Origin of the sequence: Streptosporangium sp. 'caverna', from assembly GCF_003203775.1 — a bacterium.
GTDB classification, from domain to species: Bacteria; Actinomycetota; Actinomycetes; order Streptosporangiales; family Streptosporangiaceae; genus Streptosporangium; species Streptosporangium subroseum.
The window spans coordinates 4,311,015-4,336,770 of record NZ_CP029711.1 but is presented as its reverse complement, the minus strand read 5'-3'; the positions used below and the strand labels follow the sequence as shown (position 1 = coordinate 4,336,770).

Here is a 25,756-nt window from a genome sequence, read left to right as displayed (position 1 = left end):
CTCCACCCTTGCCATAAACCGGGCGAGTGCCGAACATGACAACGTTGTCATCGGGTTGACGTTGAGCCGGAACCGGCTCACCTGTGATTGGACTTGCCCTACATGTCGAACCAGCCCCCTCCCCTCTCACGCCGGTCGGTCGTCGTCACAGGCGCGACCCTCCTCGCCGGGTTCGGCCTGGGAGTCGGGTTTCCCGCCACCGCCCGGGCGGCCGGTCGCGCCGTGCCCGGCGGTACCGCCGCACGGGAAGGACTAGCCGTATACCGCCCGATCACGGTGTCGTCCACGGACTACGCGCCCACCCCTGGCGAGTTCGTGGTGGACCGGATCAACTCCGTCGGAGTGCGGGGCACCGGCTGGCGTGCCGCCGACGGCGACCCCCAATGGATCTCCGTGGACCTGCAGGGAGACTGCGAGGTCACGTCCCTCCGCCTGACCTTCGAAGCCACGGCGAACGACCCGGTCTTCGTCCCCTCCACGAGCGGCAACCCGCGCGACAGCACGACCGGCCAGGAGATCCTGTCGAGCTACGCCGTCGACTTCGTCGTCGAGACCTCTCGCGACAACCGCTCGTGGACCGGTGTCCACCGCACCGACTCCGGCCCCGGCGGCGTCGTCGACATCACCCTGGCCAAGCCCGCCGTCGCGCGCTGGGTGCGACTGACCGTGCACAAGCGCTCCAACGCCAACCCGCTCGGCCTGAACGGCTTCGAGGTGTACGGCACGGCCCGGGGCCACCGGCCGGCGGTCACCGGCTGGACCGACTGGGGAACCCACCGGCACACGGCTCCCAAGCTCGAGGTCGCCGCCGACGGCACGGTGCCGCTGGAGTCGGGCTGGACGCTGACCATGGACGACTGGGCGGGCGGCGACGGCCCGGCCCTGTCCAGGCCCGCGGTGGACACCGGTTCCTGGCTTCCCGCCGTCGTGCCCGGCACCGTCCTGGCCACGCTGGTGGAGCAGGGGCACCTGCCGGACCCGGTGACGGGCTTCAACAACCTCCATATCCCCGAGGCGTTGTCGCGTCACTCATGGTGGTACCGGCGGAGCTTCGACGTGCCGCGCGGTGTGCGCACCGGCCCCGGACGCCACATCTGGCTGGAGTTCGACGGCATCAACCACAAGGCGGACATCTGGCTCAACGGGCAGCGGGTAGGCGACCTGACGTACCCCTTCGGCCGCTCCGCCCACGACATCACGAACCTGCTGACCGCCAAGGGCGAGCAGGTGCTGGCCGTGCAGATCACGCCGATGCCCCTCCCCGGCAGTCCCGGCGACAAGGGACCCGCGGGGCTGGCCTTCGTGGACGCCGGCGCCACCATGATGAACCGCAACTCTCCGACGTATCTCGCCGCCTCCGGCTGGGACTGGATGCCGGCGGTGCGCGACCGCGTCGCCGGCATCTGGAACCACGTGCGGCTGCGCTCGACCGGCGACGCCGTCATCGGCGACCCCCGGGTGGACACCAGACTGCCCGGCCTGCCCGACACCCGCAGCGCCGACGTGACCATCGTGGTCCCGGTGCGCAACGCCGGCACCGAGGACCGGCCCGTCACGGTCGTCGCCTCGTTCGACAACGTGCGGGTCTCCCAGACGGTCACCGTGCCCGCGGGCGGAGCGGTCGACGTCACCTTCGCTCCCGACGCCTACGACCGGCTCCGCCTGCGCGACCCCAAGCTGTGGTGGCCCAACGGCTACGGTGAGCCCAACCTGCACGACCTCACCCTGGTCGCCTCGATCGACGGCCAGGAGAGCGACCGGCGCACCACCCGCTTCGGCATCCGCCAGTTCGGCTACGAGTACGACGTGCCGCTGCCCTTCGGCGGCGGCGCCGACACCTACCTCCAGACGGTCGACCTGGGCGAGCAGCGGGCCCAGTACGTGCGGATCAGGTGCCTGACCCGCGCCACCGGCTGGGGCAACTCGCTCTGGACCCTGTCGGTCATCGACAGCGCCGCCGCGGGCACCGACCTGGCCCTGCACAAGCCGGCCACCGCGTCCTCCGTGGACGACCAGGCCAACCAGCCGGGCAACGTCACCGACGGCGACGCGGGCACCCGCTGGTCCTCCGAGTTCGCGGACGACCAGTGGATCCGGGTGGACCTGGGCGCGATGGTCTCCTTCGACCGGGTCGACCTGACCTGGGAGCAGGCCCACGCCAAGACGTACGTGGTGCAGGTGTCCGACGACGACTCGACGTGGAGGGACGCCAAGGCGGTGGACAACTCCGCCGTGCCGCTGCCCTTCCACCGGGGCGACGCGAGCCTGCAGACCGTGGACTTCCCCGCCCGTACCGCCCGGTTCGTCCGGATCAACGGCGGCGCCCGGGCGACCAGCTGGGGCAACTCCCTGTGGACGCTGTCCGTGATCGACAGCGCCACGCCGGGGACCGACCTGGCGCTGCGTAAGACGACCACCGCCTCGACGGAGGAATCCTCCAACCCGGCCGTCCACGCGACCGACGGCGATTCCAACACCCGCTGGGTCTCGGCTTACGAGGACAACCAGTGGATCCAGGTCGATCTGGGATCGCCCGTCTCCTTCGACCGGGTCGTCATCGTCTGGGAGGTGGCCCACCCCAAGACGTACACGATCCAGGTGTCCGATGACGGCTCGACCTGGGCCGACGTGAAGTCCGTCGACAACTCCCCCGAGCCGCTGAAGATCAGCGTCAACGGCGTCCGCGTCTTCGCCCGCGGCGGCAACTGGGGATGGGACGAACTGCTGCGCCGCATGCCCGCCTCCCGCATGGACACGGCGGTGCGGATGCACCGGGACATGAACTTCACCATGATCCGCAACTGGGTCGGCAGCAGCACCCGCGAGGAGTTCTACGCCAGTTGTGACGAGCACGGCCTGCTGGTGTGGAACGACTTCCCCAACGCGTGGGCGATGGACCCGCCGGACCACCAGGCGTTCAACGACCTGGCGAAGGACACCGTCCTGCGCTACCGGATCCACCCCTGCGTGGTCGTCTGGTGCGGCGCCAACGAGGGCAACCCGCCCGCCGCCATCGACGACGGCATGCGCGACGCCGTCCAGTCGCAGGCCCCGGGCCTGCTCTACCAGAACAACTCGGCCGGCGGCATCGTCAACGGCGGCGGCCCTTACGGCTGGGTCGAGCCGCAGCGCTACTACTCCCCCACGACCTACGGCACCCAGAGCTTCGGCTTCCACACCGAGATCGGCATGCCCGTGGTGTCCACGGCCGAGAGCATGCGCAATCTCGTCGGCGAGGAGCCCGAGTGGCCGATCGGCGGCGCGTGGTACTACCACGACTGGAGCACCAGGGGGAACCAGGCCCCGCAGAACTACCAGGCGGCCATCGAGACCCGTCTCCACCCGGCCAAGGATCTCGACGACTTCGCGCGCATGGCGCAGTTCGTCAACTACGAGAACGCCCGCGCCATGTTCGAGGCGTGGAACGCCAACCTCTGGGAGGACGCCACCGGCCTGATGCTGTGGATGTCCCATCCCGCGTGGCACAGCACGGTCTGGCAGACGTACGACTACGACTTCGACGTCAACGGCATGTACTACGGGGCCCGCGCGGCGTGCGAGCCCGTCCACGTGCAGGCCCGCCTCGACGACTGGCGGGTCATCGCCGTCAACCACACCGCGCAGGCGCTCAAGGGCGTGACGGTCACGGCCGGCGTCTTCGATCTCCTCGGACGCCGGCTCGGTCCCCTCCGCCGCCAGGCGGTGGACGTCGCCTCGTCCGCGACGGCTCAGGCGTTCACCGCCGGCTGGACGGACGACCTGCCCGACTTCCACCTCCTCCGGCTCACCCTGGAGAACGGCCGCGGCGAGGTGCTGTCCAGGAACGACTACTGGCGCTACCGCGAACCCGCCGACATGCGGGCGCTCAACGACGTCCGGCGGGTGAAGGTCTCCGTCGACGCGGGGAAGGTGACCAAGTCGGGAACGCGGCGCGAGGTCACCGCGAAGGTCTCCAACCGCGGCTCGGCGGTCGCGGCCATGGTACGGCTGTCGCTGCTGGACGACCGGAGCGGTGAGCGCGTGCTGCCGACGTTGTACAGCGACAACTACGTCTGGCTGCTGCCCGGCGAGTCGCGGACCTTCACGCTCTCCTGGCCCGCCGAGTCCCTGCCCTCGGGCCGGCCCGCCGTGCGGGTGGAGGGATACAACGTCGAGCGGACCGTGGCACGGCCCTAACCACCGCCGGGGGCCGGGCGCCGACGCGCTCCGGCCTCCGGTCCGGGCCGTGTCCGGGAATGACGGCTATCGGGACCCCGTGAAGCTGTCCGTGGGACCGTATCGGGCATATCGCGCTTCGGTGATGAAAGCCCAATAGCGCTCTCCGTAGGACCAGTGCCACCACTCGGTGGGGTAGTTGACGAATCCGGTGGAGACCATGGCAGAGCTCAGGATGCTTCGGTTCTCTCTGGCCTCGTGGGAGATGGCGGTCGAGGCGGTGTAGCACTCTTCGCCGGCGTCTGGCGGGGTGGCGTTAACCGGTGTTCCCATCGGCAGTTCGGCGCCGCTGGGCGTGCACAGGGTGAGGTCGATGGCGCCGCCGGTGCTGTGCGGGGCCACGTCGGGCGGGGAGACGTACCTGCTGGCCTCGACGCTGGCGCGGCGCTCGTCCCAGCCGGGATGCGTGGCGCGGTGGTGGGCGACGGACGCGGTGAAGTACTGGTGCTGCAGGCTGGGCGGGCGGTAGCCCTCGACGACCAGGAGTCGCAGTTCGTGGGGTAACCGGGTCTGCGCGGCGACCAGGCGGTCGGCCACGCTCAGTCGTATGTGCGCGTACGCGCCCTCGTGGTCGGCCAACCGCTGATCGACGCGGATGGCCTCCAATGTGCGCAGGTCCACCAGGGGTTCCCCACATTCCTTGATGGGGACTGCGGCGATACGCGGGTCGGAGAGGATCACGACCTCCGGCATAGAAGCCTCCGTTGTAAACCGTGGGCGTTGCACCTGAGACGCCGACGCCATGATTCACCGGCCGGATCCAAAAACGCTGTAATCCCCTTTGGCGCGCTCTTACAGCGACAGTTCGTCGTACTCGCGGGAGCCGTGCAGCCGGAACACCTCCAGTGCCTCGGCAAGGGTCGCGCGGGCGGTGGTGTCGTCGCCGAGCGCCTCGTGTACCAGGGCCAGGTCCCGTAGGGTACGCGCGCGGAATAGGTCGATCCGCAGCGCCTCCCACAGCCGCAATGACTCCTCCAGACGGTCCTTGGCCTGGTAGAGGCGGCCTTCGGCCAGGTCTAGCTCGCCTATGGTGCGCAGGGTGCACGCTTCGCCCCAGCGGTCGTGTAGCGTGCGCGTGACGGCTAGGGCCTCTTCCAGCGGCCGTCGCGCCTGGTCGTGTCTGCCGAGCCGAAGCCGGGCCTTGGCCAGCGAACGCGCGCAGTAGGCCACCATCAACCGGTCGCCGAGCTCGTAGAAGATCTTCAGCGCCTGCTCACACAGTTCCTCGGCCTTGCCGTGCTCGCCCTTGGCGCGGTGGTGCAACGACATGCTGCGCAGGGTCAGCCCGATGCCGCGGCGGCTGCCGGTCTCCTGGTACAGGGTCATCGCCGCGGTGAAGTCGGTCCACGCCGCCACGTAGTCCCCCTGTTCGAGGCGTACCGTGGCCGCCAGCCGTTTGACGTGCGCGGTGGCCTCCGTTTCGGCCTGCTCGCTCCAGAGTTGCTCGGCCCGGCCGAGGAAGTGCAGCGCCTCGGCCAGGTAGCCCTGCTCCCGGCAGGCGGCGCCGAGCGCGGCGAGGGTGGCGGCCTCCCCTCGGGTGTCCGCGGCGGCGCGAAACAGGGAGAGCGCCTGGCTGAGGTACTGGCGTGACTCGGCGTAGAAGTCCCGCTCGTAGTAGAGATGGCCGAGGCCGGCCAGCAAGGTCGCCTCGCCGAGCACGTAGTCCGTGCGCCGCGCGGCCGCCAGCGCGGCCTCGTGCGTCCGGTGCCAGGCCGTGAACGGGTCGTCGAAGACGTACTGGCTGCCCTCGAGCGCTACCGACGACAGCGTGGAGGCGAGCTCGACGGCGAGCTGGTCGAGGTCCATCGCGGCTGCCAGCTCGACGGCGACGATCAGCGACTCCTCCTCGCTGCGGAACCAGGCCTGCGGATCGGCGAGCGCCAGCAGAGCCACGTCGTCGTCCACCGGATGGGCCTGCCCCAAGGCGGCGCGTCTGGGGATCGCCCCGGTCGAAACCGTCTCACTCAGCCGCTCGATCAGCCACAACCAGCCACCCAGGACCTTTTCGACCATGGCCGTCAACTCCTGTGCCGCTTCCTCGGCACGGGCGCGTTCCCCGGCGAACAGTCGGATCAGGTCATGCAGCCGGTAACGAGCCTGACCGGCCGCGTCCGGGCCCACCTCGTCCACGAGCGAGGCGTCCACGAGCTGCTCCAGGAGTCGCTCGGCCTCGCGCAGGCCGGCGCCCACCACGATCGCGGCGACCCAGATGGGGAAACTCGGCAGGCCCAGCAGGCCGAGCCGGCGCAGCATCCGCTTCTCCGCGGCGGACAGCATGTCGTAGCTGAGGGCGATGCTCGTGCGTACCTCCAGGTCTCCGGCGGCAAGCTCGTCGAGCCTGTGTTGTTCATCGGCGAGGCGGTCGGCCAGTCGCCGCACCGACCACCGGCGCCGCGAGGCCAGCCGCGCGCCCGCGACCCGCAGCGCGAGCGGTAGGCCACCGCACTGTTGGACGATGTGTCGCGCCGCGTCGAGGTCGGCGGCGATCCGATCCGCACCGGCGATCCGGATGAGCAGATCGATGGCCGCCTCGGGCAGGAGCATGCCCAGATCGACGAACATGGCGCCGTCCAGCCCGGCGAGCCTGTTCCTGGAGGTGACGATCACCCCGCAGCCCTGGCCGCCCGGCAGCAGCGGGCGTACCTGTGCCTCTGAGGCAGCGTCGTCCAGCACGATCAGCTTGCGCCGGTCGGCCAGCAAGGTGCGGTAGCGACCGGCGCGTTCTTCCAGCGTGAGGGGGAGGGGCACGCCGGGGGGTTCGAGCTCGCGCAGCAGCCGGCCCAGGACGTCCTCCGCGCTGGCGGGTACATGCGTGGTGCCGCGCAGTTCGACGTGCAACTGACCGTCGGGGTAGAAGTGGGCGATCTCGTGTGCGGTACGCAGCGCCAGAGCGGACTTGCCGGCCCCGCCCTGACCGGAGATGACGCAGATCGGCGTGGTGGCGGGGCGGGTGAGACAGTGGAGTAGCGCTGCCAGTTCCTCCGCGCGCCCGGTGAAATCCGGGAGAGGGGAGGGCAGCTGGCGGGGCATGCGCGCGGCGGCTTTCGCGGGGCTCGCCAGCGCGGGGTCGGAACGCAGGATGGATTTCTGCGCTTGACGCAGCTCCGGTCCCGGCTCGATCCCCAGCTCCTCGATCAGCACCTGCCTGCCCTGCTGGTAGACAGCCAGCGCGTCGGCCTGCCTGCCCAGCCGGTAGAGCGCCATCATGAGATCGCGGCGCAGTCGCTCACGTGTCGGGTGCAGCGCGACCAGCTTGGTGAGCTCGTCGATGAGCTGCTTGTCCTGCCCCGCCGCCAGGTTGGCGGCGGCCCACTCCTCGGTGATCGCCAGTCTCAATTCCTCCAGCCTTGCGGCCTCCGCGCGCAGGTACACGCTGCCGATCCCATCCAGAGCCTCACCGCGCCAGAGGCCAAGAGCCGTACGGAAGATCTCCCCTGCCTCCTTGTGCTCCCCATCGCGCACCGACTGCCGGCCCTCGGCGACGAGCCGTTCGACGACGTCCCTGTCCAGTGCGTCCGGGACGATCTGGGCGAGGTAACCGAGCCGGTGGGAGATGATGATGTCGGGCAGTCCCGCGTCGGCAAATGCCCTGCGCAGCGAGGCGACATAGGTTTGCAGCACGCCCCGGGCGGACGGTGGCGGATCGTCCTCCCAGATCACCCTGATCAGCTTGTCCACGGTGACGACCCGGCCCGTCTCCAGCAGCAGGGCGGCCAGCAACGCCCGCGGCTTCGCACCCCCGACGGGCACCTGCTGCCCGTCGCTCCACACTTCGACCGGACCGAGGAGCCGTAACTCCATGCGTTCCCCCAGTTTCGCGTGATCTCGACCAGACACTAAAGGGCGCCGTCGCGGCCCGCCAGCCTCCGTACAGAACGGAAGTACGGGACTTTTCCGCCGTCGCTCACCAACCTGGAGGAACGCGGCGTGAGAAAGCTTTCCGCTCCTTCGCCCGGTGACCGGCCGATGGCCGCACGCTTGCGTTCGCCACGCTGGGCGTGACGGCCGTCGACATCGCCTGGTGCCGCCGCACTCGTCATCGGCCAGTCGCTCATCGCCGACGGCGGCTCTTGTCCTGCCGTCCCAGGTAAGGAAAACAAGGCGCGGTCAGGATGCTCGACAGGGGATTAAAGAGGGTTTGAAGCGGGTTTGGAGAAGCCCTGCGGACACTTCCGACCATGGAACTTTTCAAGGGCTTCGTCCCACGCTTATCCAGCGTCCTGCGCTCGATCCTCGCAGGGACCATCGTCGCTCTGAGCGCCGTAACGATCTCCTCGACGCCCGCGGCGGCAGCGGTCACCCGTTCGACCATCGTCTCCGTGGCCCAGAGCCAGCTCAACAACGCGACGCGCAACCATGAGTCCCCGCTCGGCAGCAACTGCAACTACTACACCGGACACTTCCGCAGCTGGAAGCCCTCCTCGGGGTGCCCGTCCGGCGACGGCGTCCAGTGGCGTGACAGCGACTGGTGCGCCGACTTCTCCAAGTACGTCTGGAAGAACGCCGGCGTCCCGTATGCCGACGTGCCCGAGACCAGCGGCGGCGTCCTCACCGGCTGGGCCTCGTCCTTCAAGGACTACGGCGTCCAGCACGGCACGTGGCACACCCGTGGCAGCGGTTACCTGCCCCAGCCCGGTGACGCCATCGTCTTCGACTGGGAACAGAACGGCGACATCGACCACGTCGGCATCGTGAGTTCGGCAAACTCCAGCACGGTCTCCACGATCGAGGGCAACAGCGGCGACCGGATCAAGGCCAACTCCTACTCCCGCTCCAACGTCGACATCGTCGGTTACAGCGCTCCGGTCGGAGCGGCACAGGTCAGCGGTACGGCCTCGGTTTATGGGGTGCTGGCCGATGGACGGCTCACCTACACCGCGATCGACGCCGCCACCGGACAACGCACCCACGGCGCCGTCATCTCCACCACCACCCTGGGCTTCACCCCCAAAGCCATGGCCACCCTCAACTTCAACACCATCCTGATCACCGAAGACAGCCCCGAAGGCAAGCTCTACCGCATCGACGTCATCACCAACAACAACAGCCTGGTCTTCAACCCCCCCGTCCTGCTCGGCACCGGCTACACCCACCAACTCCTCGCCTACGACGGCAACACCCACCTATTCGGCATCGCCGACGGCGTCCTACGCCGCTACACCGTCAACACCGCCAAACCCACCCTGGCCAACATCTCCAGCGGAGAACTGATCGGCAGCGGCTTCACCCTCAAAACCCTCACCGCCACCGCATCCAACTGGATCCTCGGCACCACCGCCAACGGCATGCTCATCTCCTACCGCATCGACGGCACCCCCTACACCCGCCTCCAACTCCGCGACACCACCTGGCAGGTCTTCGACCACCTACTCTCCCCCGGCGGCGGCGTCTACTACGGCCACCACACCAACAGCGGCATGTACCGCTACCTCGACACCGACCCCCACGACGGCGACGCCAGCGACCTGACCGGCCTGGGCACCGTCGACCCCAGCGGCTGGACCCAGACCCTCCTCTCCGCCCAACCCTCCACCGTCAACTGAACACAGCACCCCCACATACCGGCCGGCAGCGGCCAGACCCCTGAAGGACTCCCCTCATGTTCAGACCCCTCCTCTCTCGTGTCCTCATTACGGCCGCGGCCGTCATCACCGCTTTGGGTGTGTCGGCCACGGCGCATCCCGTACTGGCCGGAACGCAGCCACAGCCCACCCCGGGGCCCAGCACGGCGTCGAACGTCAGCGCCGCTTACCAACTCGCCGCCTGCGACCCCAGCGGCACCACCTCAACCGACGCAGCCCTGGCCACCCAGCTCAACAGCACCCTCAAGGCCAAGATGCGCGGCTACATGACGGCCTACCGGGTGTCCTGCGCGCGAATGGTGATTAAGGCCGTGCACGACCGCGGGCTGGATCCTCGGGCGGCTGTGATCGCCATAGCCACGACCATCGTGGAAACCAGCATCCAGAACATCAGCGAAGAGGTCGACCACGACAGTCTGGGGCTGTTCCAGCAACGTGCATCCTGGGGGAGCGCGTCGCAGCGCCTCAACCCGACGTGGGCCACCAACGCTTTCCTCGACAAGATGCTCAGGGCTTACCCGAACAACAGCTGGAAGACCGCGTCGATCGGCGCCGTGTGCCAGGCCGTGCAGGTGTCGGCCTATCCGGACCGCTACCAGGTCGAGGCCGGAGATGCACAGATCATCGTCAACACCCTCTTAACCGACATCAGTGGGCCGAAAGGCACTGCCTCGGTTTATGGGGTGCTGGCCGATGGGCGACTCACCTACACCGCGATCGACGCCGCCACCGGACAACGCACCCACGGCGCCGTCATCTCCACCACCACCCTGGGCTTCACCCCCAAAGCCATGGCCACCCTCAACTTCAACACCATCCTGATCACCGAAGACGGCCCCGAAGGCAAGCTCTACCGCATCGACGTCATCACCAACAACAACAGCCTGGTCTTCAACCCCCCCGTCCTGCTCGGCACCGGCTACACCCACCAACTCCTCGCCTACGACGGCAACACCCACCTATTCGGCATCGCCGACGGCGTCCTACGCCGCTACACCGTCAACACCGCCAAACCCACCCTGGCCAACATCTCCAGCGGAGAACTGATCGGCAGCGGCTTCACCCTCAAAACCCTCACCGCCACCGCATCCAACTGGATCCTCGGCACCACCGCCAACGGCATGCTCATCTCCTACCGCATCGACGGCACCCCCTACACCCGCCTCCAACTCCGCGACACCACCTGGCAGGTCTTCGACCACCTACTCTCCCCCGGCGGCGGCGTCTACTACGGCCACCACACCAACAGCGGCATGTACCGCTACCTCGACACCGACCCCCACGACGGCGACGCCAGCGACCTGACCGGCCTGGGCACCGTCGACCCCAGCGGCTGGACCCAGACCCTCCTCTCCGCCCAACCCTCCACCGTCAACTAGCCGGCCCGGCATCAGAGGGTCTCAGCCCTGAGGTGCGCCGCCCGGTCGCACACACCCGGACTGCTCAGCCCGGTCGCCGGAACACAACCGGCGGACGGGGAGCGAACCCGAATCTCTCTGCGATCAGGACCGGTCGCCGGTCCCCTGGAGGAATCTCATGTCCAAATTCACTGCCGTACGAGTCGGCATCATCACCACGCTGATCGCCGCCGCCGGCCTGTTCGCCACGGCGAGCCCTGCGATGGCCGCCCCCAGCCTGCAGCTGCCCTTCCCCTGCGGCCAGCAGTGGCGACTGGACACCTGGGCTCACGCCCCCGCGCTCGACATGGTCAAAGAGCCCGACCAGCACGGCACCGACGGTGCCACCCTGGTCGCCCCCGCCGCCGGGACGGTGAACCAGTCCTTCTACCACAGCAATGCCGGCAACGTGATCCAGATCAACCACGGCGGCGGCTACTACACCACCTATCTGCACCTGGAGTCCCGTGCCCTCTCGGTCGGAGCGAAAGTGCAGATGGGAACGACGATCGGCAAGGTCGGCGCGACCGGCCCAACCTCCAACGGACACCCACACCTGCACTTCGAGCTCGGATACGACTCCGACGGCAACGGGTCGGCCACCTGGGGATACGCGGGCTCCGAACGAGTCAGGCCGACCTTCAACGGTGTCAGTTATGGCGCGGCGAACAACCAGACCTGGCGCAACGTGACCAGCCGCAACTGCTCCACCCCCACCGGTACGGCCTCGGTTTATGGGGTGCTGGCCGATGGACGGCTCACCTACACCGCCATCGACGCCGCCACCGGACAACGCACCCACGGCGCCGTCATCTCCACCACCACCCTGGGCTTCACCCCCAAAGCCATGGCCACCCTCAACTTCAACACCATCCTGATCACCGAAGACAGCCCCGAAGGCAAGCTCTACCGCATCGACGTCATCACCAACAACAACAGCCTGGTCTTCAACCCCCCCGTCCTGCTCGGCACCGGCTACACCCACCAACTCCTCGCCTACGACGGCAACACCCACCTATTCGGCATCGCCGACGGCGTCCTACGCCGCTACACCATCAACACCGCCAAACCCACCCTGACCAACATCTCCAGCGGAGAACTGATCGGCAGCGGCTTCACCCTCAAAACCCTCACCGCCACCGCATCCAACTGGATCCTCGGCACCACCGCCAACGGCATGCTCATCTCCTACCGCATCGACGGCACCCCCTACACCCGCCTCCAACTCCGCGACACCACCTGGCAGGTCTTCGACCACCTACTCTCCCCCGGCGGCGGCGTCTACTACGGCCACCACACCAACAGCGGCATGTACCGCTACCTCGACACCGACCCCCACGACGGCGACGCCAGCGACCTGACCGGCCTGGGCACCGTCGACCCCAGCGGCTGGACCCAGACCCTCCTCTCCGCCCAACCCTCCACCGTCAACTGAACACAGCACCCCCACGAAGGACCTCGGGAGCACCCGGGGTCCTTCGCCTGCGCGCGCCGACGCCGAGGGGCACCGTCACCCAGGCAGCCCGGATCCCGGAGGGCGCGGTGTCCCCGACGCAGGGACACGGACCGCCGGGTCGCCCTCGGCGCTGGAGCCGAGCGATCACCGCGGTGCTCCCGCCATGGAAACGAGGACCCGTCAACGTGGGGCCGGGTTGCAGGACTGGCTCGCCAGCATAAATGTAGGCTAGCCTTACCTAAATTCCTGATAAGGCTGGTTCTGAGGAGTGCGGGTGGGTGTGGCGGCTTCGTCGGGACGAGACGTTCTGAGGCGTGCGGTCAGGGGACAGCGACAGGACGTCGCGCTCGGCTCGCTCCTGGGAGCCGGGCACCAGGCCGGAGAGGCGCTGGTCCCCGTCCTGATCGGCGTCGTGATCGACCAGGCCGTCGCCAAGGGCGAGGTGAGCGCGCTGCTGCTCTGGCTCGCGGTCCTCGCCGTGGTCTACGTGGGACTGTCGTTCAGCTTCCGCTTCGGCGCCCGCGCCGGGGAGCGGGCCGCCGAACAGGCCGCTCACGTGCTGCGCGTGGAGCTCGTACGGCGCGTGCTGCACCCCGGCGGCGGGGCCGAGAACGGCCGGCTGCCGGGCGCCCTGACCACGATCGCGACCGAGGACGCCAAGCGGGTCGGCGCCGTGAACCTGGCGGTGATGTTCGGGATATCGGCGATCGTGGGACTCCTCGTGGGCGCCGTGGTGCTGCTGTGGATCTCGCTCCCGCTCGGCCTGATCGTGCTGCTGGGAACACCGGTGCTGCTCTGGCTCGGGCACCTGCTGAGCAAGCCGCTGGAGCGTCGCAGCGAGGCCGAGCAGGAGCGGGCCGCGCACGCGTCGGGCGTCGCCGCCGACCTGGTGGCCGGGCTGCGGGTGCTCAAGGGCATCGGCGCCGAGGACGCCGCGGTCGACCGCTACCGGCGTACCAGCCGAGGTTCGCTGGTCGCCACCCTGCGCGCGGCGCGGGCGGAGGCCCTGCAGAACGGCATGGTGCTCGCCCTGACCGGATGCTTCATCGCCGTCGTCGCGCTGGTCGGCGGGCGGCTCGCCGTTCAGGGGGACATCAGCCTGGGCCAGCTGGTCTCGGCGGTCGGGCTCGCGCTGTTCCTGCTCGGCCCGCTGGAGGTGTTCGCCTGGGTGAACGCCGATCTCGCCCAGGGCCGGGCGTCGGCGGCACGCATCGCCGGGGTCCTGGCCACGCCGCCGGCCGTCACGACCGGCAGCGAACGGCTGCCGCAGCCGGTACGGGGCGAGGTACGGCTGCGCGGCGTCAGCCACGGCGGGCTGCACGAGATCGATCTGGACATCGCGGCCGGCGAGCTGCTCGGCGTGGCCGCGACCGACCCGGCGGACGCTGCGGCCCTGCTGCGCTGCCTGAGCCGGCAGGCCGACCCCGAGTCCGGGGTGGTCGAGCTGGACGGTGTGTCGCTGCGCGAGCTGGACCCGGCCGACCTCCGCCTGGCGGTGCTGGTGGCCGAGCATGACGCGGACCTGTTCGAAGGCACCCTGTGGGGCAACGTCAACGCCGCCGCGCCCGAATCGGCCGATCCGGGACCGGCGATGGTCGCGGCCGGAGCCGACGAGATCGTCCGGGCGATGCCCCGGGGCGGTGACACCGCGGTGAGCGGGCGCGGACACTCCCTGTCCGGCGGGCAGCGCCAGCGCGTGGCCCTCGCCCGGGCCCTGGCCGCCGACCGGGCCGTACTGGTGGTCCATGATCCGACCACCGCGGTCGACGGGGTCACCGAGGCCCGCATCGCCCCCGGCATTCGTGCGATCCGCCGGGGCCGCACGACGATCCTGGTCACCACCAGCCCCGCGCTGCTCGCGGTCGCCGACCGGGTGGTGCTCCTCGACGGAGGCCGGATCACCGACGCTGCCCCACACGCCGACCTGGTACGACGCCATGCCGCCTACCGGACGGCGGTCCTCGCGTGACCCGCGGCTCCGATACCGAGAAGGCCGAGACGACGACCACCACGGAGGACCACCAGATGCCGGATCCAGCCGGAGCCGACACACCGGACGCCGCACGAGACCGGGAGGCGGACGCGGCACAGAACCAGGAAGCGGACGCGATACGGGATCAGGAGACGGGCACGGCGCGGAGCCGAGAAGCGGACGCGGCACGGGACCGGGAGACGGACGCGGCACAGGATCGAGCAGCGGACGCGGCGCGAGCGCCGGAGGGAGCTCGGGAGCTGCTGCCCGTCGCGACCCCGGCCCGGACCCGCGCCGTCGTCCGCCAACTGCTGCGCCCGCACCGGGGACTGCTCCTCGGCGGGTTCGTCGTGATGGTCGGAGCCACCACCGTGGGACTGCTCACGCAGCCGCTGCTGGGATACATGGTCGACCTGGTCACCGAGCATCGCCCGGTCGACGCGCTCACCCTGCCGGCGGTGTTCCTGGTGCTCGTCGCGGTCGCGCAGGGAATCACCACCGCGCTCGGGCTGTCGCTGATCTCACAGCTCGGCGAGACCGTGCTCGCCCATCTGCGCGAGCGGTTCGTCGAGCGAGCCCTGGGACTTCCCCTGGAACAGCTGGAGAAGGCCGGCTCGGGCGACCTCACCGCCCGCATCACCGGCGATGTCTCGCTGGTGGCCGAGGCGGTGCGGAGCGCCCTTCCCGAACTGGTCCGTTCGGTGCTGGCCATCGTGCTGACCCTGGGGGCACTGGCGGTGCTCGACTGGCGGTTCATGCTCGCGGCACTGCTCGCGGTGCCGATCCAGGCGCACACCGCGCGCTGGTACGTACGCAGAGCCGCCTCGATCTACGCCGAGCAGCGCATCGCCACCGGAGTCCAGCAGCAGCAGTTGCTGGACACCATCGGCGGCGCCTCCGCCGTGCGGGCGTTCCGGCTGGAGGAGGGACACACCGAGCTGGTCACCCGGCGGTCCTGGTCGGCGGTGGAGCTGACGATGCGCGGGGTCCGGCTGATGCTGCGGTTCTACAGCCGCCTGCACCTGGGCGAGTACATCGGCCTGGCCGCGGTCCTGGTGGTCGGGTTCCTCCTGGTCCGCAGCGGATCCACGTCCATCGGCACCGCGACGGCCGCGGCGCTGTACTTCCACAGCCTGTTCACGCCGATCAACTCCGCGCTCGTGCTGATCGACGACGCGCAGTCGGCCGGCGCGAGCCTCGCCCGGCTGGTCGGGGTCGCCGACCAGCCGGTGGCGGAGGAGACAGCGACGCCGGTGGCGACGGTGGCGACGGTGGCGACACAGCAGCCGAGGGGATCCGCCGTCCCCCCGGCGGGGGCGGTGGCGGTGACCGGCCTCGGGCACGCGTACGAGCCCGGCCGGCCCGTGCTGCACGACATCGACCTCGCCCTCCGGCCCGGGGAGCGCGTGGCCCTGGTCGGCGCCAGCGGCGCCGGCAAGACCACGCTCGCCAAACTCATCGCCGGCATCCACCGGCCGACCACCGGTTCCGTACGGCTGTCCGTCACCGACCCGCAGGGGAGCGGCCGTACGGTGGCCCTGGTCACCCAGGAGGTGCACGTCTTCGCCGGACCGCTCGCCGACGACCTGCGGCTGGCCCGCCCCGACGCCACCGACGACGACCTGTACGAGGCTCTCACCCAGGTGGACGCGCTGACCTGGGCCGAAGCCCTGCCCGATGGCCTGGGAACGGTCGTGGGCGAGGGCGGACACCGCCTCACCCCCACCCAGGCCCAGCAACTCGCCCTCGCCCGGCTGATCCTGGCCGACCCGCCGATCGCCGTGCTCGACGAGGCGACGGCCGAGGCGGGCAGCACCGGGGCCCGTCTCCTGGAGAAGGCAACCGATCGGGCGATCGAGGGCCGCACCGCCCTGATCGTCGCTCACCGCCTCACCCAGGCCGCGACCGCCGACCGCATCGTCGTCATGGACGACGGCCGGATCGTGGAGAGCGGCGGGCACGGCGAGCTGTGCGCCGCGGGCGGCCCCTACGCCGCCCTGTGGGAGGCGTGGTCGGACACCCGTTCCACCGCCCCTCACTGACCGGGTACGACTTCCGCTCGTCACCGACCTTCCCGCACAACTCCGTCCCCCTCACTCACCTCCCACGCAACTCCGCCCTCCTCGCCCGCCTTCCCGGCCCCTCGCCGACCTCGCCGCACGACTCCACCGCTCCCGCTGACCTTGACGACTTCCCCGCCCTCACCGAACCCCGGTACGGCCCCACCGACCGCCGATCTCCACTCACAACACATCCACCATCTGACGAGAATCCGAAGGATCCCCTTATGCTCCGCTCCCTGAGAGGCACCCGGCTCGCCACGGCGTTCGCCTCCCTCGTGCTGCTCTCCGGCACCGTCGCCGCGTGCGGCGCGGACGCCGGCTCCCCCGCCGCCGCTCCCAGTGCCGCCGGCTCCGATGCCGCCGCGCCGCAGAGTGGTGCCTTCCCGGTGACGATCGAGAACAAGTTCGGCAGCACCACCATCGCGGCCGAACCCAAGAGGATCGTCACGGTCGGCCTGACCGACCAGGACGCCGTACTGGCCCTCGGCAAGGTGCCTGTCGGCACCACCGACTGGCTCGGCGGCTATAAAGGCGCCATCGGTCCCTGGGCCACCGGCAAGCTGGGCACCGCCGCCGTGCCGACCATGCTGACGGACACCGGCACCGGACCGCAGGTGGAGAAGATCGCCGCGCTCGCGCCGGATCTGATCCTCGCCCTGTACTCGGGTCTCACCAAGGAGCAGTACGAGACCCTGTCGAAGCTGGCCCCGGTCGTGGCCCAGCCGAAGGAGTACAACGACTACGGCATCCCCTGGCAGGCGCAGACCGAGATCATCGGCAAGGCCCTCGGCAAGGAGGCCGAGGGCAGGAAGCTCGTCGAGGACGTCACGGCCACGTTCACGGCCGCGCAGAAGGAGCACCCCGAGTTCGCGGGGGCCGGCGCCCTGGTGGCCACGCCGTACGAGGGATTTTTCGTCTACGGCAGCCAGGACTCGCGCTCGCGCACCCTCACCTCGCTCGGCTTCACGCTGCCGGCCGATCTCGACACGGTCATCGGCGACAAGTTCGGCGCCAGCATCAGCAAGGAGCGCAGCGACCTGCTCGACCAGAAGGCGATCGTGTGGACCGTCCCCGACACCGCCAAGGATCCGGCCAAGCTGCACGAGGACAAGCTCTACAAGGACCTGAACGTGGCGAAGCAGAGCCGCGATGTCTTCATCGGCGAGTCCACCGACTACGGCAAGGCCTTCTCCTTCGTCACCGTGCTGAGCCTGCCGTACGTCATCGAGCGGCTCGTGCCGCAGCTCGCGGCGGCGGTTGACGGCGACGTCGCCACGAAGGTGGAGGAGCCGACGTCCTGACGCGCCACACGAAAGGGGCCGGGCCGCGACTCGACTCGCGGCCCGGCCCCCTTTTTTCCCGGGCGCCGTCGGCGGATCTCAAATGATCACAGTGGCGTCCGCCTGCTTGCGAACGGGGGCTATTTCGGCGCACGGCCGGCCGCCTCCGCGGCCTCCGGCGCTTCCTCTCGGAAACCGATCTTCCGGTGCGTCCCGTCGCACAGCGGTCTGTTGCCGGAATGGCCGCAGCGGCACAGCGTCATCCTGTTGCGGGTCTCCAGCGGCCGGCCGTCCGCCCGCAGGACCGGCACTCCACCGGTGACCCACAGCGCGCTGGCCAGCCCGTCCTCTTCCCCCAGAACCGAGATGGCCTGCGGGAGGTCGGGCTCGATCACCTCGCCGTCGCGCTGAAGGGCGTAGCTGTAGGAACCGGAGGGGCAGTGATCGATACGGCCCATGACGTCGGAGCGCACGTCACTGTCGCCGGTGTCGGCGAGCATCGCGGCGATCGGCCTGGTGCGGCCGACGCAGAAGGCGGCATGGATGCACAGCTCCCCCACCCGCTGAGCCGAGATGCCCACCCCGTCGTGCACGTGCTGCAGTTCCCTGTACGGTCGCTCGCTCGCGGTCTCCGTACCGTCGAACCCGACCACGGCATGGGTCCCGTCGCAGAACGGCTTGGAGCCTGAGTGTCCGCAGCGGCACAGCGCGTAGGTGTCCTCGGTCGCCAGGGGCTCGTCGGTCTTCCAGGTCAGCGCGTCGTTCTCCGCAGAGACGATCTTGCGTTTGCGCCGGAGCGGGATGCCGCCGTACACGACGTACGGACCGTCATGGAGCACGACGATCCGCCGCCGGTCGCCGACGCTCCATCCGCGCAGTTCGGGTGCCACGTAGTCGAAGGTGGGGCCGGCGGTCGTGCCGTCCTCGTCGGGCATCCGCGCCAGGGCCTGGGTCTGGGCCTTGAGCGCGTACATCGTGCCGGTGGCGACCGCGAGCAGGTTCGGACTGCCGTTGAACGCCTGCTCGAGCAGATGCAGGACGGCGCAGTAGGTGTGGTTGAACTCCTCCTGCGCGGTGCGGATCGCGCTGCCCACGGCGTGGTCGGCCAGACGCGGATTGTGCCGCATCGGCCGCACCCCGGCCCAGTCCACCGAGATCGCCTCACCGGTGGGCCCGGACCGCGGGGTGTCACCGCGCCGGTAACGCCGGCCGGCCTTGAGCTCCTGGAACCGATAGTAATGCGCCACCTCCCCGCGCTCGGGATGAAACACATCCTGGTCGCCGTCCCAGACCTCGCCGCCGGCGCTGCCCTCGCCCTGCTCGACGATCTCCCGCAGCGCCGCCAGCGCGGAGTCCAGGCCGTCGACCGCGACCAGCTGCCCGGCGGTGTGCCGGAAGTGAGCGGCGCTCACCTGCCGGGCCGGATCACCGCTGAAGACCGCGCCCTCGCCGAGGGCCTCGCTCAGATGGCGCAGGCCCTGTTCGATCGCGGCGTAGAACTGCCCGATCGTCTCGTAGTCCTCGCCCTCGGCCGGCCCGCCGGGCGGCGCCGGCCGCTCCAGCCGCAGGAACATCTCCAGCGCCTCGGGCCCGAAGGGCACCAGCGCCACCTGCAGAGAGCGATCCCCGTGCGGCAATGGCCGGGGATGCGGCGCCAGCATCCGCGGTGTGTCCAGTAGCGGCCGGCCGCCGACGGCGTTGAGCAGGTTCGCCGCCAGCGCCAGGTGCAGCATCTCCTCGATGAAAACGCCGCCCACCACCTCGACGGCTTCGGGGTTGCGGTCGGGCTCCAGCGAGTACAGCGCGTACAGGTACGGCGGCAGGGTCGCGTGTTCCAGCTCGATCGCCCACTGCAGGTGCTCACGGAGGCTGTCGAGCGTGGCGATCCGGGCCGAAGGGTCAGGAGCGGCAGGCTCCTGCGATCGCGGGTGTCTCATGCGTGTCCTGCCTCGATTTCATGCGTGTCTTGCCTCGGCTGCCGGAAGGGTCGCATTCCACCGGCGCCGGAGGGACCTGAACGGGTGTTTCAGGCATTCGCCGTGCCGTGATCGCCGGGCCGGGAGCCACCCTCCAGCGCCTCGACCGCGTCGAGCAGGCCTCGAAGGCCGATTTCCTCGCGCTCGACGTCCGTCGGATCGAACAGCCAGTCCGTGACCGGCAGCTCTGCCGCCTCCTCCAGATGGCTCTCCCCGACCAGGATCACTTCCTCCTCGACCTCGATTTTGAGCTCGTACAGAAACTCGTTCTCTCCGCTCGGAGCGCTCATCTTTCCTCCATACGTGGCTTGCGTGGATGTCCGGCAGACCGCGTGGATCATTCGGGCGGGGATTCCCGTCCGCCGAGGCATCCGTGCGCCGACCGGCCGCCAACTAAGACAGGGCAGCCTCCAGACTTGTGACAACCGCCGCGAAATTCTTTTTCAAGCTGCGGACGAGGCCATTACCAATGATCAGAATGTCTGCTCCGCCCGTGGCGTCGACCTGCGGCGGGCCGGCCTCCGGCCCGCCGCAGGCCCGCCCTGCCCCCGGGCTCCGGCTTCGATGTCGTCGCCACCCCGGTGCACGCCCGCGGCCACATCGGTGGTCCTTACTCGACCAGCTTGCCGCCGGTGGAGACCTCGCGCATGAGCGCCGCGATCTCGACGGGAATCGGCGGGATGGGCTCCCTCTCCACGGAGCCGGGTCCGGACCACACGAGGTTGACCTGCAGTGCGGGGTCGAGGTCGGGGTAGTCGGAGCGGTTGTGGCAGCCGCGGGTCTCGCGACGCTCGAGCGCGGTCTCGATCGTCGCGCGCGCGGCGAGCGCCGCGGACTTCAGGTCGAAGGCGTGGGCCAGGTCCTGGAAGCCTGCGATGTCCGGGTGCACGCCGACATCGTTGATGCGCGCTTCCACCGCGGTGAGTTCGGCGAGGCCTTCCAGCAGGCCGCTCTCGTCGCGCACCACACCGGCATGCTCGGTCATGATGTCGCGGAGGGCTCGCTGCAGTGAGCGCACGTTCTCGGGACCGTCGGCCGCGAGCAGCTCGTCCACCTCCGCCCGTGCCGCGTCGAGCGCCTCGGCCGAGCGGCGCTGGGCGTCGAGGCCCGCGGAGTACTCGGCCGCCTCCTGTCCGACGATGCGGCCGAAGACGAGGAGTTCGATGAGCGAGTTGCCGCCCAGGCGGTTCGCCCCGTGCAGGCCGCTCGCCGCCTCTCCGATCGCGTACAGGCCGTCGACGCCCGTGCCGTGGTCCTCGGGCCGCACCCAGACCCCGCCCATCGAGTAGTGCGCGGTCGGTGCGATCTCGATCGGCTCCCGCGTGATGTCGAGCATCTGCAGTTCCAGGAGCGTCTGGTAGACGCGAGGCAACCGCGTCATGATCGTCTGTCGCGGCAGATGCGACACGTCAAGCCATACGCCGCCGTTCTGGCTCCCCCTGCCTTCTTTGATCTCGGTGTAGGCGGCCAGGGCGATGCGGTCACGCGTGGACAGCTCCATCCGCTCCGGGTCGTACCGCGCCATGAACCGCTCGCCGAGCTGGTTGCGCAGGATTCCGCCCTCGCCCCGTGCCGCTTCGGAGACGAGGGTGCCCGCCGCGTTCTCGGGTGCGATGAGACCGGACGGGTGAAACTGCACCAGCTCCGGGTCGCGGATGCGGCAGCCGGCGAGGACGGCAAGGCGGAACGAGTCGCCCGTGTTCTCGTCCCTTCGGGAGGAGGTGCGCCGCCAGATCCTGGTGTGGCCGCCGGCGGCCAGGATCACCGCATCGGCATGGATGACATAGCGGCTGCCATCGGTCAGGTCGAAACCGTACGCACCGAAGACCGCGTTGTCGCGGACGAGGATGCGCGTGATGTACACGGTGTCGAGGATGGGGACATCGAGCTGCGCCGCCCGGTTGACCAGGGTGCGTTGGATCTCGAGTCCGGTGTAGTCCCCCGCGTAGGCGGTGCGCCGGTAGGTGTGGGCGCCGAAGAAGCGCTGCGAGATCCGTCCGTCCTCCTCACGGGCGAACGGCATGCCCCAGCGCTGGAGGTCTTCGATGCCCCGCGCGGCCCCCTCGGTCACGATCTGCACCGTCTGGGGGTTGGCAAGGAGGTAGCTCTCCGTGAGGGTGTCCGCCGCGTGCTGTTGCCAGCTGTCCTCGGGATCCATCGTGGCGAGCGCCGCGTTGATGCCGCCGGCCGCGAGCGAGGTGTGCGCGTCCGCCTTCGGCCGCTTGCCCACCGCCAGGACGCCGACCCCGCGTTCGGCGAGTTCGATGGCGGCCCGTAGCCCGGATCCTCCCGTGCCGATGACCAGGACCGACGTGGCGATCCGTTTCTCTGATGAGTGCATGGTGTTCCTTCGACCGCATCGAGTGAAAGCAGTTCCGGGAAACACGACCGGACAGCGGCATGATTTGTGACATTCCCGTCACCGGTGCGGGTGGCCGGCCACAGGCTGCGCGCGGAGTTGACCGTCGGCTGTGCATTTTCCGGCGCGTCTGCGTGACTCGCCCCAACGCCGATGCTCACGTGCATCGCGATTGCACTCGCCGCGGCGACCCACTCCTTAGCGTGTTCTTTATCCAAAATCCGGGGACGTATGCCGCGACCAGGCCATCAATGACCACTGGCGGCGGTACAGGTGTTGTCGAGGTTCCGGGAACACTTCCACTCCTGCCTGGCGGCGCGCAGCGATGAGTTGTTCGAGCTCACCGATCGTCTTAAGCCCGCTTGTCCCTAGCCCATCGCGCGGCGATCCGTGCTGAGGCGTCCAGAGCCGTCCGGCCAGGACCCCGCGGACCCTTGGGGCGGCCCGGGGTAAGGCCCGCGGTGTGAGCCGTATCGGAAAGGCGAGTTGCGGGGCGCAGAACGCGGTCCAGGGGTGAGGAGGACTCGGGGGCGAAGGGCGCGCCGGTGGCCAGTGCGCGCAGGCCGAGCGTGAGCGCTTCGCCTAAAAGACTGACGCCTATGGACAGCGCGATCGGCCTTGCCTGCTCCGGGATGCCCGCAGCCACGGCGAGAACTCCGATCCCGGCGTTGGCCGTCACCGATACCACCCAGACCAGCAGAGTCCACAGCGTGTAACGCTGCCAGAGGTGGCCGCGCTTGGTGAACAGCCGCGGGGTGAGGCCCCGCAGCGCGCCGAAGATCAAGCCCACGATGGCGGCCATCGCGATCCAGGCAATGTCGCGGACACCTGGGCGCACGTCCTCGACCAGGCCGAAGGCGCCGATACAGATGAGAACGACAGGTGGAACGAACAGGTCACGGGCGTTGAGCGGCTCCCCGATAAACCGTCTGGCGACCACGCCGACCACTAGGACGGCCACGACAACCGTCAGCCACATTCCGCTCATGCATACCTCCGTTTGTAGCACGGCCATGCTAATACAATTTAGCACGCATGTGCTATAAAGGCCTAGTGCCAAAGATTGTGGATCCGCAGGAGCGGCGCCGGACCGTCGTCGAGGCGGTGTTTCAGGTGGTGGAGCGCGACGGCCTGGAGCAGGCGTCGCTGCGCAACGTCGCGGCCGAGGCGGGGCTGGCCATCGGCTCGGTGCGGCACTACTTCGCCGGGCACACCGAGCTGATGGTGTTCGCGATGCGGGCGATGAGTGAACGGGTGACAAGTCGTCTGGCTGTGCACGCCGAGCGACTGCTGGCCGTGGACACGCCCCTGAGGACGCCGCAAGAGCGGCTGGAGGCGGTCGTGCGCATGCTCGCAGAGGTGCTGCCCTTAGATGAGGAGCGCCACCGCGAGACGGTGGTATGGCTGGCCTTCGTCACCGCCGCCCGCACCCGCCCGCAGCTGCGCTCCCACGCCGACGAGCTCTACGACGGGCTACTCGCGCTGGTCGCCCGCGTCCTGGAGGGCGCCCGCAGCGCCGGCCGCCTGCCGGCGGACGCCGATGTCGCACTGGAGTCCCGCCGCCTGTGCGCCCTGCTCGACGGGTTGTCCGTGGAGGCCGTGCTCCATCCCGGCCGCCTGAATGCCGAGACGATGCTTGCCGTGCTCCGCCGCCACCTCACCGCCTTGGCCGCCGGGAAACCGTGAGCCCGGCGGTCGGGCGGTTACGCTTTGTCAACACGATCGAACCGGCGTAGGCCTGGAGCTGTCCCGGTTCGGCAGACCGGTGTCGGCGCCCGACACACCGACCGTTAAGCCCTTCTCAAATACCCTCTCAGCGAACCGGGTCGCGAGGGTTGGCTCGGGCGACCATGAGGGGGTCGATCGGTGTGAAGGGGAACCGGGGAAGGTCGCGCTCGGAAATGTCGAAACTCGCGGCGAGAACCTCGCGGGAGAACGCCGACGCGGTGGCCCGGTAGCCGATGTCGCCGGGCATGGGCTGATCGAAGAAGATGAGGAAGTGAATGTCTTCTTCGCCGAGGACCTCGATGTGGTGCGGAAAGGCTCGTGGCACGAAATACACGTCACCGGGGCTGAGCAGATACTCGTCGAGGGTGTTGTCGGGGTCCAGGACTCGCATGCGGGCATGGCCTTTTTCGACGTATCCCATCTCGCCGGTGATCGGATGCCAGTGCGGTTCGCGCATTCCGCTCTCCCTGATGCGCAGGGAGTACATGGAGATGTCATCCAGGGCGGCCCAATACTGCTTACGGGCGAGGCGAGCTTCACCGTAGGCGTAGGACAGCGGCGGATGCTGGCCTTCGGCATCGAACAGATGGGCGTTGGGCAGTCCGGCCGTGGACGGGACATCGGCGGCACCGGTGCGGCGGACGATCTGCTGCGCCGGAGAGCGGTCGAAGGCGGCGAACGCCGAGCCGGGCAGGTCGTAGGTGTTGCCGAGCACCGCATCGGTCATGGCGTTGAAGCTGTCGCGCAGCGAGAAATGCTGAGGGCGTTCGTTGCGTAGCGCGAGAACGAACTCGGCGCGCTCGGCGCCGATGTTCTCGATGTGGTAAACGGCGCCGGACTCGACGTGATACATCTGACCGGCGCTGACGACAAACGAGGAGAAGACGTCGGCGTCGCCGAGAATCGACACGAGGACCGTGCCGGAAAGGCAGTAGCCGAGCTGATTGGCGTTGACGTTCCACTGCGGCTCGCGGATCGCGCCGGGTTCGAGGACGAGACGCTTGATCGAGAGCCGGCTGAGGATCGGCAGCACGGTGGCGTCGACCAAGGTGACCGATCCGAGCTCGTTTTCGAACGCGGGTGGCGCGGTTGCCAGGGAGGTGATGTGTGGCGAGATACCGGGCATGACTTCCCCTTCGTTGCCGCAACCCGCGCGCGGTCATGGTCGAATGCGTGCCGCTCTCGAAATTCATCCCGAGCCGCAGGGTCACGCCCACGCCGATGATCTACGCGCGCTCCCGTTTCCCCAGGTTAAGCAGTAAGTGTCCGCTGTAGCGGGTTGCGTTGCGGCGTGTCGCCCGTTCTCGACCTTTCGCAATCTTTATGAGTACTTCCCCGGGGCGGAGATGAGGAGCAGGGAAGACGCCGGGCCCGCCTCTCACCCCGTCAAGAAGCCCCACCGGCGGGTCGCCGGTGGGGCCATGGGCGCCGGTGGCAGCGGCGTCGGTACGCGGCGCCCCTTTTTCGCGTACGCGCGCTCCGCGGTCAGCCTTCCTGCTCCACGAGGCTCTTCGGGCGCATGTCGGTCCAGTTGGCCTCGATGTGGTCCAGGCACTCCTGGCGGGTGCCGGGGCCGTGAACGACGGTCCAACCGGCCGGGACCTCGACGAATTCGGGCCACAGGCTGTGCTGTCCCTCGTCGTTGACCAGGACGGAGTAGACACCGTCGGGGTTCTCGAACGGGTTGCTCATATCGGATTCCTCTCCTCTTGTACTCAAGTTGATCTA

16 protein-coding genes are annotated in these 25,756 nt (G+C 69.3%); 8 read left to right on the top strand and 8 right to left on the bottom strand.

What is annotated here, in order from left to right:
- Nucleotides 1-102 precede the first annotated feature (102 nt).
- Complete coding sequence (locus DKM19_RS19080) at nucleotides 103-4,176, top strand: discoidin domain-containing protein (protein WP_110697028.1); 4,074 nt, start codon at nucleotides 103-105, stop codon at nucleotides 4,174-4,176.
- Between the two features lie 66 nt (nucleotides 4,177-4,242).
- Here the strand turns inward: DKM19_RS19080 and DKM19_RS19075 are convergent, their stop codons facing one another.
- Nucleotides 4,243-4,908, bottom strand: coding sequence for a M15 family metallopeptidase (locus DKM19_RS19075; protein WP_110697021.1), 666 nt, complete (start codon nucleotides 4,906-4,908; stop codon nucleotides 4,243-4,245).
- A 99-nt stretch (nucleotides 4,909-5,007) separates the two neighbouring features.
- Nucleotides 5,008-8,016 (bottom strand): BTAD domain-containing putative transcriptional regulator, encoded by a 3,009-nt coding sequence (locus tag DKM19_RS19070; protein WP_110697019.1) that lies wholly within the window; start codon nucleotides 8,014-8,016, stop codon nucleotides 5,008-5,010.
- 377 nt (nucleotides 8,017-8,393) lie between these two features.
- Between DKM19_RS19070 and DKM19_RS19065 the strand changes: the two genes are divergently transcribed.
- From DKM19_RS19065 to DKM19_RS19040, 6 genes are all read left to right on the top strand, one after another.
- Nucleotides 8,394-9,758 (top strand): CHAP domain-containing protein, encoded by a 1,365-nt coding sequence (locus tag DKM19_RS19065; RefSeq protein WP_110697017.1) that lies wholly within the window; start codon nucleotides 8,394-8,396, stop codon nucleotides 9,756-9,758.
- A gap of 56 nt (nucleotides 9,759-9,814) precedes the next feature.
- Entirely contained in the window at nucleotides 9,815-11,176 is a 1,362-nt protein-coding gene (locus tag DKM19_RS19060) for a hypothetical protein (RefSeq protein WP_204358862.1), read from the top strand.
- 157 nt (nucleotides 11,177-11,333) lie between these two features.
- Complete coding sequence (locus tag DKM19_RS19055) at nucleotides 11,334-12,629, top strand: M23 family metallopeptidase (RefSeq protein ID WP_110697015.1); 1,296 nt, start codon at nucleotides 11,334-11,336, stop codon at nucleotides 12,627-12,629.
- Between the two features lie 295 nt (nucleotides 12,630-12,924).
- A complete protein-coding gene (locus DKM19_RS19050; RefSeq protein ID WP_110697013.1) occupies nucleotides 12,925-14,619 on the top strand; it encodes an ABC transporter ATP-binding protein in 1,695 nt (564 codons plus the stop codon).
- Between the two features lie 56 nt (nucleotides 14,620-14,675).
- Complete coding sequence (locus DKM19_RS19045) at nucleotides 14,676-16,664, top strand: ABC transporter ATP-binding protein (RefSeq protein WP_110705804.1); 1,989 nt, start codon at nucleotides 14,676-14,678, stop codon at nucleotides 16,662-16,664.
- Between the two features lie 245 nt (nucleotides 16,665-16,909).
- Nucleotides 16,910-17,986 (top strand): iron-siderophore ABC transporter substrate-binding protein, encoded by a 1,077-nt coding sequence (locus tag DKM19_RS19040; protein ID WP_110697011.1) that lies wholly within the window; start codon nucleotides 16,910-16,912, stop codon nucleotides 17,984-17,986.
- A gap of 119 nt (nucleotides 17,987-18,105) precedes the next feature.
- Here DKM19_RS19040 and DKM19_RS19035 read toward each other — a convergent pair whose 3' ends face one another.
- From DKM19_RS19035 to DKM19_RS19020, 4 genes are all read right to left on the bottom strand, one after another.
- On the bottom strand, nucleotides 18,106-19,902 hold the full coding sequence (locus DKM19_RS19035; RefSeq protein WP_110697009.1) for a ferritin-like domain-containing protein: 1,797 nt from the start codon (nucleotides 19,900-19,902) through the stop codon (nucleotides 18,106-18,108).
- 89 nt (nucleotides 19,903-19,991) lie between these two features.
- The gene (locus tag DKM19_RS19030; RefSeq protein WP_110697007.1) at nucleotides 19,992-20,231 is read right to left on the bottom strand and encodes a hypothetical protein; all 240 of its coding nucleotides are present in this window, start codon (nucleotides 20,229-20,231) and stop codon (nucleotides 19,992-19,994) included.
- A 320-nt stretch (nucleotides 20,232-20,551) separates the two neighbouring features.
- Nucleotides 20,552-22,282, bottom strand: coding sequence for an L-aspartate oxidase (locus tag DKM19_RS19025; RefSeq protein ID WP_110697005.1), 1,731 nt, complete (start codon nucleotides 22,280-22,282; stop codon nucleotides 20,552-20,554).
- 370 nt (nucleotides 22,283-22,652) lie between these two features.
- On the bottom strand, nucleotides 22,653-23,288 hold the full coding sequence (locus DKM19_RS19020; protein ID WP_204358861.1) for a hypothetical protein: 636 nt from the start codon (nucleotides 23,286-23,288) through the stop codon (nucleotides 22,653-22,655).
- Between the two features lie 65 nt (nucleotides 23,289-23,353).
- Between DKM19_RS19020 and DKM19_RS19015 the strand changes: the two genes are divergently transcribed.
- Nucleotides 23,354-23,986 carry a TetR/AcrR family transcriptional regulator gene (locus DKM19_RS19015; RefSeq protein WP_110697003.1) on the top strand — a complete coding sequence of 211 codons (633 nt, stop codon included), beginning with the start codon at nucleotides 23,354-23,356 and terminating at the stop codon, nucleotides 23,984-23,986.
- Nucleotides 23,987-24,113: 127 nt separating this feature from the next.
- On the opposite strand, the gene DKM19_RS19010 is transcribed toward DKM19_RS19015, so the two are convergent.
- Nucleotides 24,114-25,154 (bottom strand): cupin domain-containing protein, encoded by a 1,041-nt coding sequence (locus DKM19_RS19010; protein WP_110697002.1) that lies wholly within the window; start codon nucleotides 25,152-25,154, stop codon nucleotides 24,114-24,116.
- Between the two features lie 359 nt (nucleotides 25,155-25,513).
- On the bottom strand, nucleotides 25,514-25,720 hold the full coding sequence (locus tag DKM19_RS19005) for an MbtH family protein (protein WP_110697000.1): 207 nt from the start codon (nucleotides 25,718-25,720) through the stop codon (nucleotides 25,514-25,516).
- Nucleotides 25,721-25,756: the final 36 nt, after the last annotated feature.